16 protein-coding genes are annotated in these 13,643 nt (G+C 61.7%); 7 read left to right on the top strand and 9 right to left on the bottom strand.

Annotated elements, in window-relative coordinates; all coding sequences use genetic code 11:
• Positions 1–4: 4 nt before the first annotated feature.
• The 7 genes from ribBA (at position 5) to HX855_RS07220 (ending at position 5,091) form a co-directional block, all read left to right on the top strand.
• Positions 5–1,096 (top strand): bifunctional 3,4-dihydroxy-2-butanone-4-phosphate synthase/GTP cyclohydrolase II, encoded by a 1,092-nt coding sequence (gene ribBA, locus HX855_RS07250; protein WP_003209987.1) that lies wholly within the window; start codon positions 5–7, stop codon positions 1,094–1,096.
• Positions 1,097–1,186: 90 nt separating this feature from the next.
• A complete protein-coding gene (ribE, locus tag HX855_RS07245; RefSeq protein ID WP_003209986.1) occupies positions 1,187–1,663 on the top strand; it encodes a 6,7-dimethyl-8-ribityllumazine synthase in 477 nt (158 codons plus the stop codon).
• Entirely contained in the window at positions 1,660–2,160 is a 501-nt protein-coding gene (nusB, locus tag HX855_RS07240; protein ID WP_088424451.1) for a transcription antitermination factor NusB, read from the top strand. The genes ribE and nusB overlap by 4 nt, the downstream gene beginning before the upstream one ends.
• A gap of 18 nt (positions 2,161–2,178) precedes the next feature.
• The gene (gene thiL, locus HX855_RS07235) at positions 2,179–3,132 is read left to right on the top strand and encodes a thiamine-phosphate kinase (protein ID WP_177082945.1); all 954 of its coding nucleotides are present in this window, start codon (positions 2,179–2,181) and stop codon (positions 3,130–3,132) included.
• 128 nt (positions 3,133–3,260) lie between these two features.
• A complete protein-coding gene (gene ribA / locus HX855_RS07230) occupies positions 3,261–3,878 on the top strand; it encodes a GTP cyclohydrolase II (protein WP_177082943.1) in 618 nt (205 codons plus the stop codon).
• Positions 3,875–4,294 carry a nuclear FMR1 interacting 1 family protein gene (locus HX855_RS07225; RefSeq protein WP_177082941.1) on the top strand — a complete coding sequence of 140 codons (420 nt, stop codon included), beginning with the start codon at positions 3,875–3,877 and terminating at the stop codon, positions 4,292–4,294. The genes ribA and HX855_RS07225 overlap by 4 nt, the downstream gene beginning before the upstream one ends.
• Entirely contained in the window at positions 4,294–5,091 is a 798-nt protein-coding gene (locus HX855_RS07220; protein WP_177082939.1) for a cobalamin-binding protein, read from the top strand. The genes HX855_RS07225 and HX855_RS07220 overlap by 1 nt, the downstream gene beginning before the upstream one ends.
• A gap of 107 nt (positions 5,092–5,198) precedes the next feature.
• Here the strand turns inward: HX855_RS07220 and HX855_RS07215 are convergent, their stop codons facing one another.
• The 9 genes from HX855_RS07215 to HX855_RS07175 all read right to left on the bottom strand — a co-directional run bounded on the left by HX855_RS07215 (position 5,199) and on the right by HX855_RS07175 (position 13,604).
• Complete coding sequence (locus HX855_RS07215) at positions 5,199–7,091, bottom strand: TonB-dependent receptor domain-containing protein (RefSeq protein ID WP_177082937.1); 1,893 nt, start codon at positions 7,089–7,091, stop codon at positions 5,199–5,201.
• Positions 7,092–7,225: 134 nt separating this feature from the next.
• Positions 7,226–9,124: a 1-deoxy-D-xylulose-5-phosphate synthase gene (dxs, locus tag HX855_RS07210; RefSeq protein WP_177082935.1), complete on the bottom strand. Its 1,899-nt coding sequence runs from the start codon at positions 9,122–9,124 to the stop codon at positions 7,226–7,228.
• 110 nt (positions 9,125–9,234) lie between these two features.
• Positions 9,235–10,122 (bottom strand): (2E,6E)-farnesyl diphosphate synthase, encoded by an 888-nt coding sequence (gene ispA, locus HX855_RS07205; RefSeq protein WP_177082933.1) that lies wholly within the window; start codon positions 10,120–10,122, stop codon positions 9,235–9,237.
• Entirely contained in the window at positions 10,119–10,361 is a 243-nt protein-coding gene (locus tag HX855_RS07200) for an exodeoxyribonuclease VII small subunit (protein WP_010174693.1), read from the bottom strand. Before HX855_RS07200 ends, ispA begins: the two co-directional genes overlap by 4 nt.
• A gap of 88 nt (positions 10,362–10,449) precedes the next feature.
• Positions 10,450–11,589, bottom strand: a complete 1,140-nt coding sequence (locus HX855_RS07195; RefSeq protein WP_177082999.1) for a Fic family protein — start codon at positions 11,587–11,589, stop codon at positions 10,450–10,452.
• Positions 11,590–11,678: 89 nt separating this feature from the next.
• Entirely contained in the window at positions 11,679–12,611 is a 933-nt protein-coding gene (locus HX855_RS07190; protein WP_177082932.1) for a FecR domain-containing protein, read from the bottom strand.
• On the bottom strand, positions 12,608–12,751 hold the full coding sequence (locus HX855_RS33820) for a hypothetical protein (RefSeq protein ID WP_375140065.1): 144 nt from the start codon (positions 12,749–12,751) through the stop codon (positions 12,608–12,610). The genes HX855_RS07190 and HX855_RS33820 overlap by 4 nt, the downstream gene beginning before the upstream one ends.
• Positions 12,752–12,780: 29 nt before the next feature.
• Positions 12,781–12,978, bottom strand: coding sequence for a hypothetical protein (locus HX855_RS07180; protein WP_177082930.1), 198 nt, complete (start codon positions 12,976–12,978; stop codon positions 12,781–12,783).
• 236 nt (positions 12,979–13,214) lie between these two features.
• Positions 13,215–13,604 carry a hypothetical protein gene (locus tag HX855_RS07175; RefSeq protein ID WP_177082929.1) on the bottom strand — a complete coding sequence of 130 codons (390 nt, stop codon included), beginning with the start codon at positions 13,602–13,604 and terminating at the stop codon, positions 13,215–13,217.
• Positions 13,605–13,643 lie beyond the last annotated feature (39 nt).

The following is a 13,643-nucleotide window of genomic DNA, read 5'->3' as shown; positions in this document are numbered from 1 at the left end:
CCGCGTGGCGCTCAACAGCATCGAAGAACTGGTTGAAGACATCCGCCAAGGCAAGATGGTCATCCTCATGGATGACGAAGACCGCGAGAATGAAGGCGACCTGATCATGGCCGCCGAGTGCTGCCAGCCGGAACACATCAACTTCATGGCCAAGCACGCCCGCGGCCTGATCTGCATGCCGATGAGCCGTGAGCGCTGCGAACTGCTGAAGCTGCCGCTGATGGCGCCGCGCAATGGTTCGGGGTTTGGCACCAAATTCACCGTGTCCATCGAAGCCACCACCGGTGTCACCACCGGCATTTCCGCTGCTGACCGCGCCCGCACCGTACAAGCCGCCGCCGCGAAAGACGCCAAGGCTGAAGACATCGTGAGCCCCGGCCACATCTTTCCGCTGATGGCCCAGCCGGGTGGCACCCTGGCCCGCGCCGGCCACACCGAAGCGGCCTGCGACCTGGCGCGCATGGCCGGTTTCGAGCCGAGCGGTGTTATCTGCGAAGTGATGAACGACGACGGCACCATGTCCCGTCGCGCCGAGCTGGAAGAATTTGCCGCGCTGCACAACATCAAGATCGGCACCATTGCCGACCTGATTCACTACCGGATGATCCACGAACGTACCGTTCAGCGGATTGCCGAGCAGCCGCTGGACAGCGAACTGGGCCAGTTCAACCTGGTGACCTATCGTGATTCCGTGGAAGGCGACGTGCACATGGCCCTGACCCTGGGCACCATCTGCGCTGAAGAACCGACCCTGGTACGGGTGCACAACATGGACCCGCTGCGCGACCTGCTGATGGTCAAGCAACCGGGGCGCTGGAGCCTGCGGGCCGCGATGTCTGCGGTGTCCGAGGCCGGCAGCGGTGTGGTGTTGCTGCTGGGCCATCCGCTGGATGGCGACGTGTTGCTGGCGCATATCCGCGAAACCGCCGACCACGCGCCGGTGAAAAAGCCGACCACCTACAGCATCGTCGGTGCCGGTTCGCAGATCCTGCGGGACCTGGGCGTGCGCAAAATGCGCCTGATGAGTGCGCCAATGAAATTTAATGCCATATCCGGTTTCGACCTGGAAGTAGTAGAATACGTGCCCTCCGAATAAAGGCCGGCGTTGTTTACCCCTTGTTCGCGGTTCAAATATCACTGAGGGGCGCGCACCAAGCGCGTCCCGGCTCTTTAAGAGATTTGTCGAATGACCCTGAAGACCATCGAAGGTACCTTCATCGCCCCTAAAGGCCGCTATGCCCTGGTGGTTGGCCGCTTCAACAGCTTCGTGGTTGAAAGCCTGGTAAGCGGTGCCGTGGATGCCCTGGTTCGCCACGGTGTGAGCGAAAGCGACATCACCATTATCCGCGCTCCTGGCGCCTTCGAAATTCCGCTGGTTGCGCAGAAAGTTGCACAGCAGGGTGAATACGCGGCGATCATCGCCCTGGGCGCGGTCATTCGTGGCGGTACTCCGCACTTCGAATACGTGGCTGGCGAATGCACCAAGGGCCTGGCCCAGGTGTCCATGGAGTTCGGCGTGCCGGTCGCCTTTGGCGTGCTGACCGTTGACTCCATCGAGCAAGCCATCGAACGTTCCGGCACCAAGGCCGGTAACAAAGGTGCTGAAGCTGCCCTGTCCGCCCTGGAAATGGTCAGCCTGCTGGCGCAGTTGGAGGCCAAGTGATTAGCGACGACAGCGATCAGTTCAACCCCCAGGACCCGCGCCCGGCAGACGCCGGCAAGCCGTCGAAAAGCGAAAAGCGTCGTTCGGCCCGCCAGCTCGCAACCCAGGCCCTGTACCAGCGCCACATGGCGAAAACCTCGTTGAACGAAATCGAGGCGCAGTTTCGCGTCGACAACGATTTCAGCGCGGCCGATGCCAGCTACTTCCACGACATCCTGCACGGTGTTCCGGCCAACCTGGCCGAGATCGACGCTGCACTGACGCCGTGCCTGGACCTGGCGATCGACGAGCTCGACCCGGTTGAGCTGGCCGTACTGCGCCTGTCCACCTGGGAACTGCTCAAGCGCGTCGACGTGCCGTACCGCGTGGTGATCAACGAAGGGATCGAACTGGCGAAAGTCTACGGTTCCACCGACGGTCACAAGTTCGTCAACGGCGTGCTCGACAAGCTGGCCCCGCGCCTGCGTGAAGCCGAAGTGAAGGCGTACAAGCGCTAACTGGCGCTTGCTGGCGCCATGGGCGAGTTTGAGCTGATCCGCAATTACTTCGCCGCCGCGCCTTGTGCGCAGGGCGGCGAAGGCGTTGCACTGGGGATTGGCGACGACTGCGCCTTGCTGGCGGTTCCCCCCGGGGAGCAACTGGCGATTTCTACTGATACCTTGGTGGCCGGCGTGCATTTTGCCGACCCCTGCGATCCGTTTCTGCTCGGCCAGCGCTCGCTGGCCGTGGCAGTCAGCGATCTGGCGGCCATGGGCGCCAACCCCCTTGCGTTTACCCTTGCCCTTACCACCCCGACGGTTGATGCCGGTTGGCTGCAACGCTATGCCCAGGGTTTGAACGCCATGGCCCAGGCTTGCGGTGTGGTGCTGGTAGGCGGCGACACCACCCGTGGGCCGCTGAGCCTGACCCTGACCGTGTTTGGCCGGGTGCCGGCAGGCCAGGCCTTGACCCGCAGCGGCGCGCGGCCTGGCGACCTGCTGTGTGTGGGCGGCGAACTGGGCAACGCCGCGGGTGCATTGCCACTGGTACTGGGGCTGCGCACGGCAGAGGCCGCTATCGCCGAGCCACTGCTGGCCCATTACTGGTCGCCGCAACCGCAGTTGGCGCTGGGTTTGGCGTTGCGGGGCAAGGCGACGTCTGCGATGGATATTTCAGACGGTCTGTTGGCGGATTGCGGGCATATCGCCAAGGCGTCGGCTGTCCGCTTGTTGATCGAACAGCAAGCGTTGCCGTTGTCGGCGGCCTTGCTCGCGTTTGTCGGCGAGGCGGATGCCCGGGTGGCCGCGTTGAGTGGCGGTGACGACTACGTGCTGGCGTTTACCTTGCCGCCTGCCGAACGGGCGCCACTGTTGGCTGCCGGCCTGCCGGTACATGTGATTGGTCGGGTCGAGGCGGGGCAGGGTGTTGCCCTGCTGGATGGGGCTGGCCAGGACATCACACCTGCCCTGCGTGGCTATCAACATTTCTGAAAAGCATAGAACCAAGCTGAAGGCCAATCGAACCTATTGATCTTTATCAGCGACAATTCAGCTTAAGCGTCTGTAGGAACCTGCTGTTACAATCTACGCCCTGTGAAATCTGAAATCAGGAGCACACGGTGCCCGTCGTTTTCGTTGCCGCTTCCAAGCTGCCAACCCCTTTTGCCACGTTCACCATGAATGGCTTCCTTGAAGAAGCCACCGGGCGCGAACACGTTGTTCTCAGCCTCGGTGATGTGGCCGACGGTGCTCCGGTCCTCGGCCGTGTGCACTCCGAATGCCTGACCGGCGACGCCCTGTTCAGCCAGCGCTGTGACTGCGGCTCGCAACTGGAAGCGGCCCTGCAGGCCATCGCCCGCGAAGGCCGTGGCGTGTTGCTGTACTTGCGTCAGGAAGGCCGTGGTATTGGCCTGCTGAACAAGATCCGCGCCTATGAGCTGCAAGATGGCGGCGCCGACACCGTGGAAGCCAACGAGCGCCTGGGTTTTGCTGCCGATCAGCGCGACTACGCCATCTGCCTGCCGATGCTGCAGCACCTGGGGGTTAAATCCCTGCGCCTGATGACCAACAACCCGCGCAAGGTCAAAGCCTTGACCGAGATGGGCATCACCGTCGCCGAGCGCGTGCCGCTGCACACCGGCCACAACCCGCACAACAAACTCTACCTGGCCACCAAGGCCAGCAAGCTCGATCACATGATGGGCAACGAGCACCAGGGCGAGGCCGACCGGGCGTGACGCGCGGCCAGGTCAAGCGACGACTGTCGTTTAACTGGTGGCAATACCTGGCATTGGCGCTGGCGCCGTTGTTTGTGATCAACCTGGTGTTTGGCAAGTCCGAACCCTTGCTGCCGGTGCTGGCGATGCCGTTTTTCATCGCCGGCGTGGCCTCGATGTTTGTCAGCCTGCGCTACTTCCATGGCTATAAACATGCGCTGATTGCCACCGGCAAAGCCCTCGATACCCCCGAAGAACCGGCGGCCTGGATCACCCTCGCGGCCCGTCGCCGCGTGGCGTTGCTGGTGGCCGCGCTGCCGGCCTGGGTCGGCGCGTTGGCGGTGTTTGTCGGGCTGGAAGCGGTGCCGCTGTTTCTGCTGGCGCTGTCGACCCTGGTGCTGTTCTACCTCTACCGCATTCCGCGTCAGTTGGGCTGATGCGCGCCTGGCTGGCGGTGTTACTGCTGGTCGTCGCGGGCCAGGCCGTGGCCGTTGAGCGGGTTGTCAGCCTGGCCCCTTCCTTGTCTGAAATCGTCGTTGAACTGGGCGCCGCCGATTTGCTGGTGGGTGTGCTGGACGGCGGCGAGCGGCCACAGGCGTTGGCGAGCGTGCCGTCGGTAGGAAACTACGGGCAGTTGGACATGGAGCGGCTGCTCAGCCTCAAGCCCGACCTGATCCTGCTCTGGCCCGGCAGCGTCGGCCCGGCCCAGCGTGAACAGTTGCAACGCCTGAACATCCCGGTGTTTGTCGCCGAACCCCACAGCCTCGAACAACTCACCTCACACGTCGAAGCCATTGCCCGGCAACTCGGGCGGGCTGACGCGGGCCGGCAATTGGCTGCGCAGCTGCGTCAGCGCCTGGCTGAATTACGCCAGCGCTACCACCGGGCCGAGCCATTGCGAGTGTTTTATCAGGTGTGGAACCAGCCGCTGTACACCGTGGGCGGCGGGCAGATCATCAGCGATGCGCTGGGTGTGTGCGGGGCGCGCAACGTGTTTGACGACCTCAAGCTGCCGGCGCCGCAGGTCAGCATTGAGTCGGTATTGCAGCGCAACCCCGAGGTGATCCTGGCGGGTGATCAAGCGCAACTGGATGCCTGGAAGGCCTGGCCCCAGGTGGCGGCTGTATCTGCCGGGCATTTGCTGGTGGTGCCCGACAAGGGCCTGGAACGGCCCAGCGGGCAGATGCTGGAAGCGGTGGCGCGGTTGTGTCAGGTGATTGCACCGAGTCTGTGAGACCGCTATCGCAGGCAAGCCAGCTCCCACATTTGACCGCGTTCATTCATGCGGCGCGGTCAAATGTGGGAGCCGGGCTTGCCCGCGATGGGGCCGGTGCAGACGACTTAGAGTTCCGGCGTCCAGGTCACTCCGAACATCAATGCACGGCCTTCTTCCCGATAGCCATATTGCTGGCCTTGGTACTGATACAGCGCCCGGCTGTAGCCCTTGTTCAGCAGGTTATCGAGCTTCATTTCCAGCGTGACCTCATGACTCACTGCCCAACTGCCCCGCAGCCCGAACAAGCCATAACCGCCCAAGGGTTGTTGGTTGGCCGCATCGTCGTAGCTGCTGCTGACCGCCTGCCAGCTGGCACCCACGCTGAACCGGTCGAATTGGCGATCCAGGTCCAGGCTCATGGTGCGCCGGGCTCGCCGTGCCAGTGCGCGCCCGGTGTCGCGGTCCCGTGGGTCGATCAGGGCAATGCCGAGGCTGCTTTGCCAGCCAAACAGTTCTTGCTTGAGCGCCGCTTCGAAGCCGTTGATACGGGCGGAGCTGACGTTTTGCGGACCGCCGCTGGCGAACACAATCGCGTCCTGAATGTCGGTGCGGTACAGCGAGGCTTCGAGTCGGCTGGTGTCGCTGAGTTGGCTGCGCCACTGAACTTCATAGCTTTTTGAGGTTTCAGGCTTGAGGTTCGGGTTGCTGTTTTTCCCGTAGCTGTCAGGGTAGTACAGGTCGTTGAACGTCGGCGCCCGAAAGCCCTCGCTGTAGCTCAGCAACAGATCATTGTCCGGGTTCAGCGGCAGGGTGAAGGTGCCGCTCCAACTGTTATGGCCGCCAAATTGCTGGTTATCGTCGCGGCGCAGGCCCAGTTCGGTGGAGAAGGATTGCGCCTGGAAGCGGTGCTGGATAAACGCAGCGCGGTTCCAGCGACTGTCTTCATTCAGTTGGGCACTGCTGTTGACCTGGTCCTCGTACCAGTCGCCGCCCAGGATCAGGCTGTTCTGCTCGTTCAGTGTCAGGTCGTTCTGCCAGTTCAGCGAATTGCGGTAGGTGTTGAACACGCTGCGTTCGGTGCTGAGCTTGTCCAGGGTCTCTTCACGGTTTTCGCTGTGACCTGCTTCCAGCCGAGACTTCCACACGTCATTGATACGGGCGTCGATATAGCTGCTGACGCTGCTTACGGTGAAGTTGGAATAGGGCTTTTGCTGGAAGCTTTGATAGGTCGTGGTATCAAAGCGACCGAACGGGTTATCGAATTCGCTTTTGCCGCGGTTATCCAGCACGTTCACGCCCGCTTCGATGTCGTCGTTGAGGGCATGGCTCAGGCTGAAACTGATGGCCTGATTGCGATAGGCATCATGGTCGCGGTCGCTGGGGTAGGAGGTGTGAGTGCGATTGATCCCGGCCGTGTCATCCAGGCTGGCGTCCAGGTTGAAGCGGGTTTTTTCGTCGCCGCCGGACAGGCCGAGGCTGCGTTCCCATGTCTGGTTGCTGCCGAATCCCACATGCAGGCGGGGTTGCAGGCCGGACTCACTGCCGCGCCGGGTGAAAATCTGGATCACCCCGCCAATCGCATCGCTGCCGTAGATCACCGAGCGCGAACCGCGCAGTACTTCCACCCGCTCGATCTGCTGGATGTTCAGGTGCTGCAGGTTGCTGTCACCGGAGGTTGAATTGCCGATGCGCTGGCCGTCCACCAGCACCAGGCTTTGGGCCGATTTGGTGCCGCGAATATAAATGCTCGCCAGGCTGCCGCGCCCGCCCGCTTGTGAAACCTGTACGCCGGGCACGCGGCTGAGCAGATCGGTCACGCTGGAGGGTTGCAGACGGTCGATGTCATCGCGGGTGAAGACGGTGTTGGCGGCGCTGCTGTCGTTGCGCGCCTGGACCTGGCGGTTGGCGCTGATCACCACGTCGGGCAGCTTGAGGGCGTCGTCGCGTTCGAAGCTGTCGGCGAGCAGGTCGGTGGCGGGGAGCAGAAGAAGGGGGAGGGCAAAGCGCAGGCGATTCATGGGCTGTCCGTAGCGTCAAGGCAATACAAAACCAATGTGGGAGCTGGCTTGCCTGCGATGCAGGCACCTCGGTGTGTCAGTAACACCGAGGTGCTGCTATCGCAGGCAAGCCAGCTCCCACATTTGATTGTTGTTTACAGGTTCAAGAGTGCCATGCGCTGACGAACCGACGCTTCAATCCCCGCCTCATCCAGCCCGCACTCGGCCAGCATCTGCGCCGGCTTGGCATGCTCGACATACACATCCGGCAAGCCCAGGTGCAGCACCGACTTGAGGATGTTCTCCCGCGCCAGGAACTCACTGACCGCCGCACCGGCGCCGCCCATGATGGCGTTTTCTTCGACGGTCACCAGCAGCTCATGACTGCCGGCGATCTCGCGCACCAGGGCTTCGTCCAGGGGTTTGACGAAACGCATGTCCACCACGGTGGCGTCGATCTTCTCGGCCACTTTCAAGGCTTCGGCCAATTGCACGCCGAACACCAGCAAGGCAACGCCGCTGCCCTGGCGACGGACAATGCCCTTGCCGATTTCGATAGGCTCAAGGTCCTTTTCGATCACCGCATTCGGGCCATTGCCGCGCGGGTAGCGCACAGCCGCCGGGCCGTTGTACAGGTGGCCGGTGCTGAGCATCTTGCGCAGTTCGTTCTCGTCACTCGGGGTCATCACCAGCATGCCGGGGATGCAACGCAAGTACGACAGGTCGAAGCTGCCGGCGTGGGTCGGGCCGTCTTCGCCCACCAGGCCGGCGCGGTCGATGGCGAACAGCACGTCGAGGTTCTGCACCGCGACGTCATGAATCAGTTGGTCATAACCGCGCTGCAGGAACGTGGAGTAGATCGCTACCACCGGCTTGGCGCCTTCGCAGGCCATGCCAGCGGCGAAGGTCACCGCGTGCTGTTCCGCGATGGCCACGTCGAAGTAGCGCAGCGGGAAACGCTCGCTGAACGCCACCAGGTCGGAACCTTCCTTCATCGCCGGGGTGATGCCCACCAGGCGCGGGTCGGCGGCGGCCATGTCGCACAGCCATTCGCCAAACACGCCGGAATACTTCGGCCCGCCGGGCTTCTTCGGCGCGGCGGCGGGGGCGTTCAGCGGCTCAAGCTTGGTGATCGCGTGGTAACCAATCGGGTCGACTTCCGCCGGGGCGAAACCTTTGCCTTTCTTGGTGACGATGTGCAGGAACTGCGGGCCCTTGAGGTCACGCATGTTGCGCAGGGTGGCGATCAGGGTGGGCAGGTCGTGGCCGTCGATCGGGCCGATGTAGTTCCAGCCCAGCTCTTCGAACAGGGTGCCGGGAACCAGCATGCCCTTGGCATATTCTTCGGTACGACGGGCAATTTCCCACGCGCCAGGCAGACGCGAGAGCACCTTCTTGCTGCCTTCACGCATGCTGGCGTACGTGCGGCTGGAGAGAATTTTTGCCAGGTAATTCGACAGGCCACCGACATTGCGCGAGATCGACATGTCGTTGTCGTTGAGGATCACCAGCATATTGGCGTCCACTTCCGGCGCATGGTTCAGCGCCTCGAAGGCCATGCCGGCGGTCAACGCGCCATCACCGATCACCGCTATCGCCTTGCGATCGCTGTTCTGCAGGCGGGCGGCAATGGCCATGCCCAGCGCTGCACTGATGGAGGTGCTGGAGTGGCCGACGCCAAAGGTGTCGTACTCGCTCTCGGAGCGACGCGGGAAGGCGGCGATGCCATCCTTCTGGCGCAGGCTGGCCATGCGCTCGCGGCGTCCTGTGAGGATCTTGTGCGGATAGGCCTGATGACCCACGTCCCACACCAGCCGGTCGTCCGGGGTGTCGAACACGTAATGCAGCGCGATGGTCAGCTCGATGACGCCCAGGCCGGCACCGAAATGCCCACCGGTCTGGCCGACTGTGTAGAGCAATTCCAGGCGCAACTCATCGGCCAGGGTTTCCAGCTCGGCTTCACCCAGGCGGCGCAGGCCGGCTGGCGTGTTGGCACGGTCCAGCAGGGGCGTGGCCGGGCGCTTGCGGGGAATCTCTTGGAACGTCGTGGGCATCAGGCGAATCGTTATAGGTATAGAAGAGGCGGCAGTTTACCTCAAGCATCGCAAACTGCCCACGCAGAGCGCCGAACTTGGCTGATATGCAGTGGAAAAGGCCGGTGCTGTCAGTGGCGGCGTTCGACGATATACCGCGCCAGGTCACGCAATGGCTCGGCTGCCGCGTCGAAAAGTCGCAGGGCATCCAGGGCCTGGTCCCGCAGCTCAAGGGCGTAGGCCTTGGCGGCTTCCAGGCCGAGCAGCGAAGGATAGGTCGGCTTGTCCCGTGCGATATCGGCGCCTTGGCGTTTGCCCAAGGTCGCGGTATCACTTTCAACGTCGAGAATATCGTCCTGCACCTGGAACGCCAGGCCGATGGCCCGCGCGTAAGTCTGCAAGGCCGCCAGCTGCGGCGCTGCGGCACGGCCACTGGCCAGGGCGCCGAGGTGCACGGCGGCCTCGATCAACGCGCCGGTCTTGTGGCGGTGCATGTATTCGAGGGCTTGCTGATCGAGCTTCAAACCGACCGAGCCCAGGTCAATCGCCTGGCCGCCCACCATGCCGGCCGGGCCTGCCGCCAATGCCAGCGCGGTGACCATGCGCAAGCGGATCTCGGCGTTGACGCTGCTCAGACGCGGGTCCAGCAACGCGCTGAACGCCAGGCTTTGCAGGCCGTCTCCGGCGAGAATCGCACAGGCTTCATCGAAGGCTTTATGGGTAGTGGGCTGGCCGCGACGCAAGTCGTCGTCGTCCATCGCCGGCAAATCGTCGTGTACCAGGGAATAAGCGTGAATCAACTCCACCGCACAGGCGGCGCCGTTGGCTTCCTCCGCCTGGGCGCCGAGGGCTTCGCAGGCCGCGTAGGCGAGCAACGGCCGCACGCGTTTGCCGCCGTTCATTACGCTATAGCGCATGGCCTCATACAGGCGAGCCAATTCAGGGGTGGGCGCAACAAACAGCGGTGCCAGCGCAGCATTGACCCGGGCCTGGCTGCCGGCCTGATAAGCGTCGATCATTCAGGCTGTTCCGCGTCGAAAGGTTCTTCGGCCAACTCCCCGTCGCGTTCCAGCAACACCTGGACCTTCTGCTCCGCCTGCGCCAGGGCGCTCTGGCAGTCGCGGGTCAGGCCGATGCCTTGCTCGAATGCGGTCAACGAGTCTTCCAGCGACAACTCGCCGTTCTCCATACGCTCGACCAGAGCTTGCAGGTCGGCGAGGGATTGTTCGAAATCGAGTGCAACTTTTTTGCGGGCCATGGCGGCTATTCCGGTAGACGGTAAACCGGCGCGACACTAGCAGACATGGGGGATTGGGGCAAATGAGTGGGGGGAATTGTCTTGGAAATCAGTCACCTTGGGTGTTGATTTGGTAACGGGTACTACGGCCGCCGCCGGGTAACCGAACCAGGCAGTTTTTTTCCAGAAGATCGGCCAGATGTCGAGTCGCCGTGGCCTTGGACACGTTGGCCACGGCCTGATACTGGGCGGCGCTGATCCCATGCTCAAAGCCCTTGTCGCCGCCGTCGAGCAGGCGATTCAAGACTTTGGTCTGTTCAGCGCTGAGTGCGTGGTCCCGATGCCGTTGCCAGAAGCGACTTTTGCCCAGCACCCGGTCAATCCGCGCCATGGCCTGCTGCAGGCTACGAAGCAGGGTTTGCAGGAACCACTCAAGCCAACCGGTGACATCCAGCGTGGCTTTTTGACTGGTTTCCAGTGCGCGGTAATAGCCGGCCCGGTCTTCAAGGATGCTCGCTGACATCGCGTAGAAGCGGATCGCTTGGTTCTCTGCCTGGGCGAGCGCGAGGTCAGTAATCGCCCGCGTCAGACGACCGTTTCCATCATCGAAGGGGTGCAGGGTGACGAACCAGAAATGCGCCAGGCCTGCGCGCAGCAATGGGTCGAGTGCTGAATGATTTAGGCTGGCTTCAAACCATTCGATGAACTCGTCCAACGACTGCTCCAGCCCTTGGCGGGGCGGCGCCTCGAAATGCACGGTGGGTCGGTCCAGTCGTCCCGACACAACCTGCATCGGCTCATCGCCCCTTAGCGCGCCTACGTTCAAGGCGTGCGTGGAAAAGCGGGCTTCCTCGGCGGGAAATAACCATCGATGCCAGCTAAATAGGCGGGTTAGGGTAAATGGCTGAGCAAACTGTTGTGTGGCGTCCACCAGCAAGTCCGCCAGGCCCTCGCTACGTCGGCTCACGGGGCTGTCTTGCAATTGCTCCAGGCCAAGGCGCCGGGCCAGAGAGGAACGTACCAAGCCCACATTCAGTTGCTCACCTTCGATTGCCGAGGAGGTCAGGATATTTTGCAGTAACGCATCCAGTTCATTCTCCGAACTCTGCGCCTGGCTGACCGAACCGAGCATGCCCAGCAACTTTCCTTGCGCCTGCGTGCACTCGCGCAACACTGGTGCGAGGCGCTCCGGTTGCCAGTGAAAGTGCGGCCAGTCAGGTTGTTGCCAGATCCAGTTCGGGTGATCCATGGCGGTGTGCTCGGTGGGTGAGCCGAATAGAAGGCTTATTCGGCTCATTCGGTGAGCCGATTGTGCAAGCTATTCGGCTCATCGTCCAGTCAGCCGCGCACGATCAACACCCGGTGGGTGAGGGCCGTGGTGCGCAGGTTCTGGCTGCTGATCAGGGCGTCCAAGGCACTGTCGACTTGATTCAGGTTGAAGCTGGCGTTGATGGTGCGTTGCCCGACTTTATCGTCGAGCCAGATCACATGGCCGCCTTGATAGCGCACCAACTCCTCAAGCACCTCGCGCAAGGGTGCGTCCCGCACACGTAGCTGGCCGTCTCGCCAGGCCAGCAGGCGTTCGGCGTCGACGGCTTGGGGGGCTTGAACATGCCCGCTCACCACGCGCAACTGTTCGCCCGGCTGCAGCAGTTGATGTTGCCCGGCGGCGGCCACTTCAACGCTGCCAAGCAGCAGAATGACCTCGTCGGACTTGTCGTTATGCGCGACGGAAAACTCGGTGCCCAACGCCCGAATCCGAGTGCTGCCGGCTTGCACAATAAAGGGTCGACTGTCGTGGCTGACTTGCAGATACACACGGCCTCTTCGCAGATTTACCCGGCGTTCATCGGAGGTGAGGTCGATATCCAGCGCGCTGTCGCTGTCCAGATGCAGGTGTGAACCGTCGGCCAGGGTGATGTCCTGTTGTTGCCCGATTCGGGTGGTGTAGTCACTGCCCCAACTGCTGATCGGCGGGGTTCCCAGCCATATCGCGCCGGTGGCGAGTATCAGGCAGGCAGCGGTGGCGTAGGTTCTCCGTCGTGAGATCGGCCGACGGCGATCTTGTTTGCGTGCTGCTCGGGAGGGGCGATCCAGCAACTGCCAAAGCGTCTCGGCGTTTTGGTAGGCGTGGGCATTCAGGGGGTCTTCGCGCCACTGCGCAAACGTATTGAGCTCCTGAAACGTCACGTTTTCCCCACGCAGGCGGGTAAACCAGTCCAGGGCTTGCTGGTCACGTTCGGACGGCGAAGGGGTGGGCTGATCGTTCATCGGGACTCGGTGGCTTGCGGGGTTGTGGAGCGGTGGGGCGTGGCGTTGTTCAAATGTCGCCCCACCGCCCGGGCATCAATATTCAGACGGACGGTAATCTTCTTGTAGCTTAATTGTTCAGCCCGGGCCAGCAGAAACACTTCGTGAGTGGGCGAGGGCAATCTATCGATTAGGCGTTGCAGGTGTTCCAGTTACTGTTGGTGATGGCACTGTTTTTTATGGGGGCATCGCCGGTGAGGATTTGCAATTCACGCTCATCGTTGATTCCTCGCACGCTGTTGTGCCGAGTATGGTCGATGCTCAGGTTATTGGTGATGCGGTAGAGAAAAGCGCGGACGTTGCCGATCTTGGCGACTTCGCTGTTCATCAGGCGGATGAAGGTCTTGCACGGTCGTTGGTGGTTTCGCGGCGGTTTATCCGGGGGGCAGTACGGCAGGAGTTCGCCAGGGTAACGGCGATAAAGCGGGCCGAGGTTGCGATTGCCAGGGGGCGGGCATGACGTTTTCGGGTAGTGGTTGAGGCGGGTGATGGAGGGGATGAGAATTTGTCGCAAGAAGGGCGGGCTAGCTTCATGGCTGACCGCGGGTATTAACTATAAGCAGACTATGCCCAGGTTACGCAGTCATGGTCATCCATGTTGGCGACGAATGTTTGGTCTAGGTCAGTGACCCAGAAAGGATAACCCGTTGTTTCAGATAAAATACTAGTAAGATTGTTGGCGCTGCCTACCCTCCATGCTCTCTGGGATGAGTCAAAAACAATTAAAATCAGCGAGCCACTATGAATGATATCTGGTATCTCCTTCCAAAAATTTGGATTGTGTTGCTCGTTTTTTATATTGAGATCGCTAGGGTCAAGTACTTTTTGTTTGGTTCTAAAAAATCTCTCGCTAAGAGATGTAATCAGTGATTCGACCTCGTTAGGTGCCAGCTTTTTGACTTCTATATTTAAGGCGATTATAGCCTCGTCGATTTCTTTTTCTAAGTAATTCATTGTTGTAATCTCATTGGGTAAATTTATTAGGGTTTCTGG

Origin of the sequence: Pseudomonas sp. IPO3778, assembly GCF_013386825.1 — a bacterium.
Lineage (GTDB): Bacteria > Pseudomonadota > Gammaproteobacteria > Pseudomonadales > Pseudomonadaceae > Aquipseudomonas.
This window is presented reverse-complemented; position numbering and strand designations above follow the sequence as displayed.

Coding starts and splice junctions, on each gene's coding strand:
- ribE (WP_003209986.1), top strand. CDS start 1,187: ATGACCCTGAAGACCATCGAAGGTACCTTCATCGCCCCTAAAGGCCGC.
- thiL (WP_177082945.1), top strand. CDS start 2,179: ATGGGCGAGTTTGAGCTGATCCGCAATTACTTCGCCGCCGCGCCTTGT.
- HX855_RS07220 (WP_177082939.1), top strand. CDS start 4,294: ATGCGCGCCTGGCTGGCGGTGTTACTGCTGGTCGTCGCGGGCCAGGCC.
- HX855_RS07215 (WP_177082937.1), bottom strand. CDS start 7,091: ATGAATCGCCTGCGCTTTGCCCTCCCCCTTCTTCTGCTCCCCGCCACC.
- dxs (WP_177082935.1), bottom strand. CDS start 9,124: ATGCCCACGACGTTCCAAGAGATTCCCCGCAAGCGCCCGGCCACGCCC.
- ispA (WP_177082933.1), bottom strand. CDS start 10,122: ATGATCGACGCTTATCAGGCCGGCAGCCAGGCCCGGGTCAATGCTGCG.
- HX855_RS07200 (WP_010174693.1), bottom strand. CDS start 10,361: ATGGCCCGCAAAAAAGTTGCACTCGATTTCGAACAATCCCTCGCCGAC.
- HX855_RS07195 (WP_177082999.1), bottom strand. CDS start 11,589: ATGGATCACCCGAACTGGATCTGGCAACAACCTGACTGGCCGCACTTT.
- HX855_RS07190 (WP_177082932.1), bottom strand. CDS start 12,611: ATGAACGATCAGCCCACCCCTTCGCCGTCCGAACGTGACCAGCAAGCC.
- HX855_RS07180 (WP_177082930.1), bottom strand. CDS start 12,978: ATGAACAGCGAAGTCGCCAAGATCGGCAACGTCCGCGCTTTTCTCTAC.
- HX855_RS07175 (WP_177082929.1), bottom strand. CDS start 13,604: ATGAATTACTTAGAAAAAGAAATCGACGAGGCTATAATCGCCTTAAAT.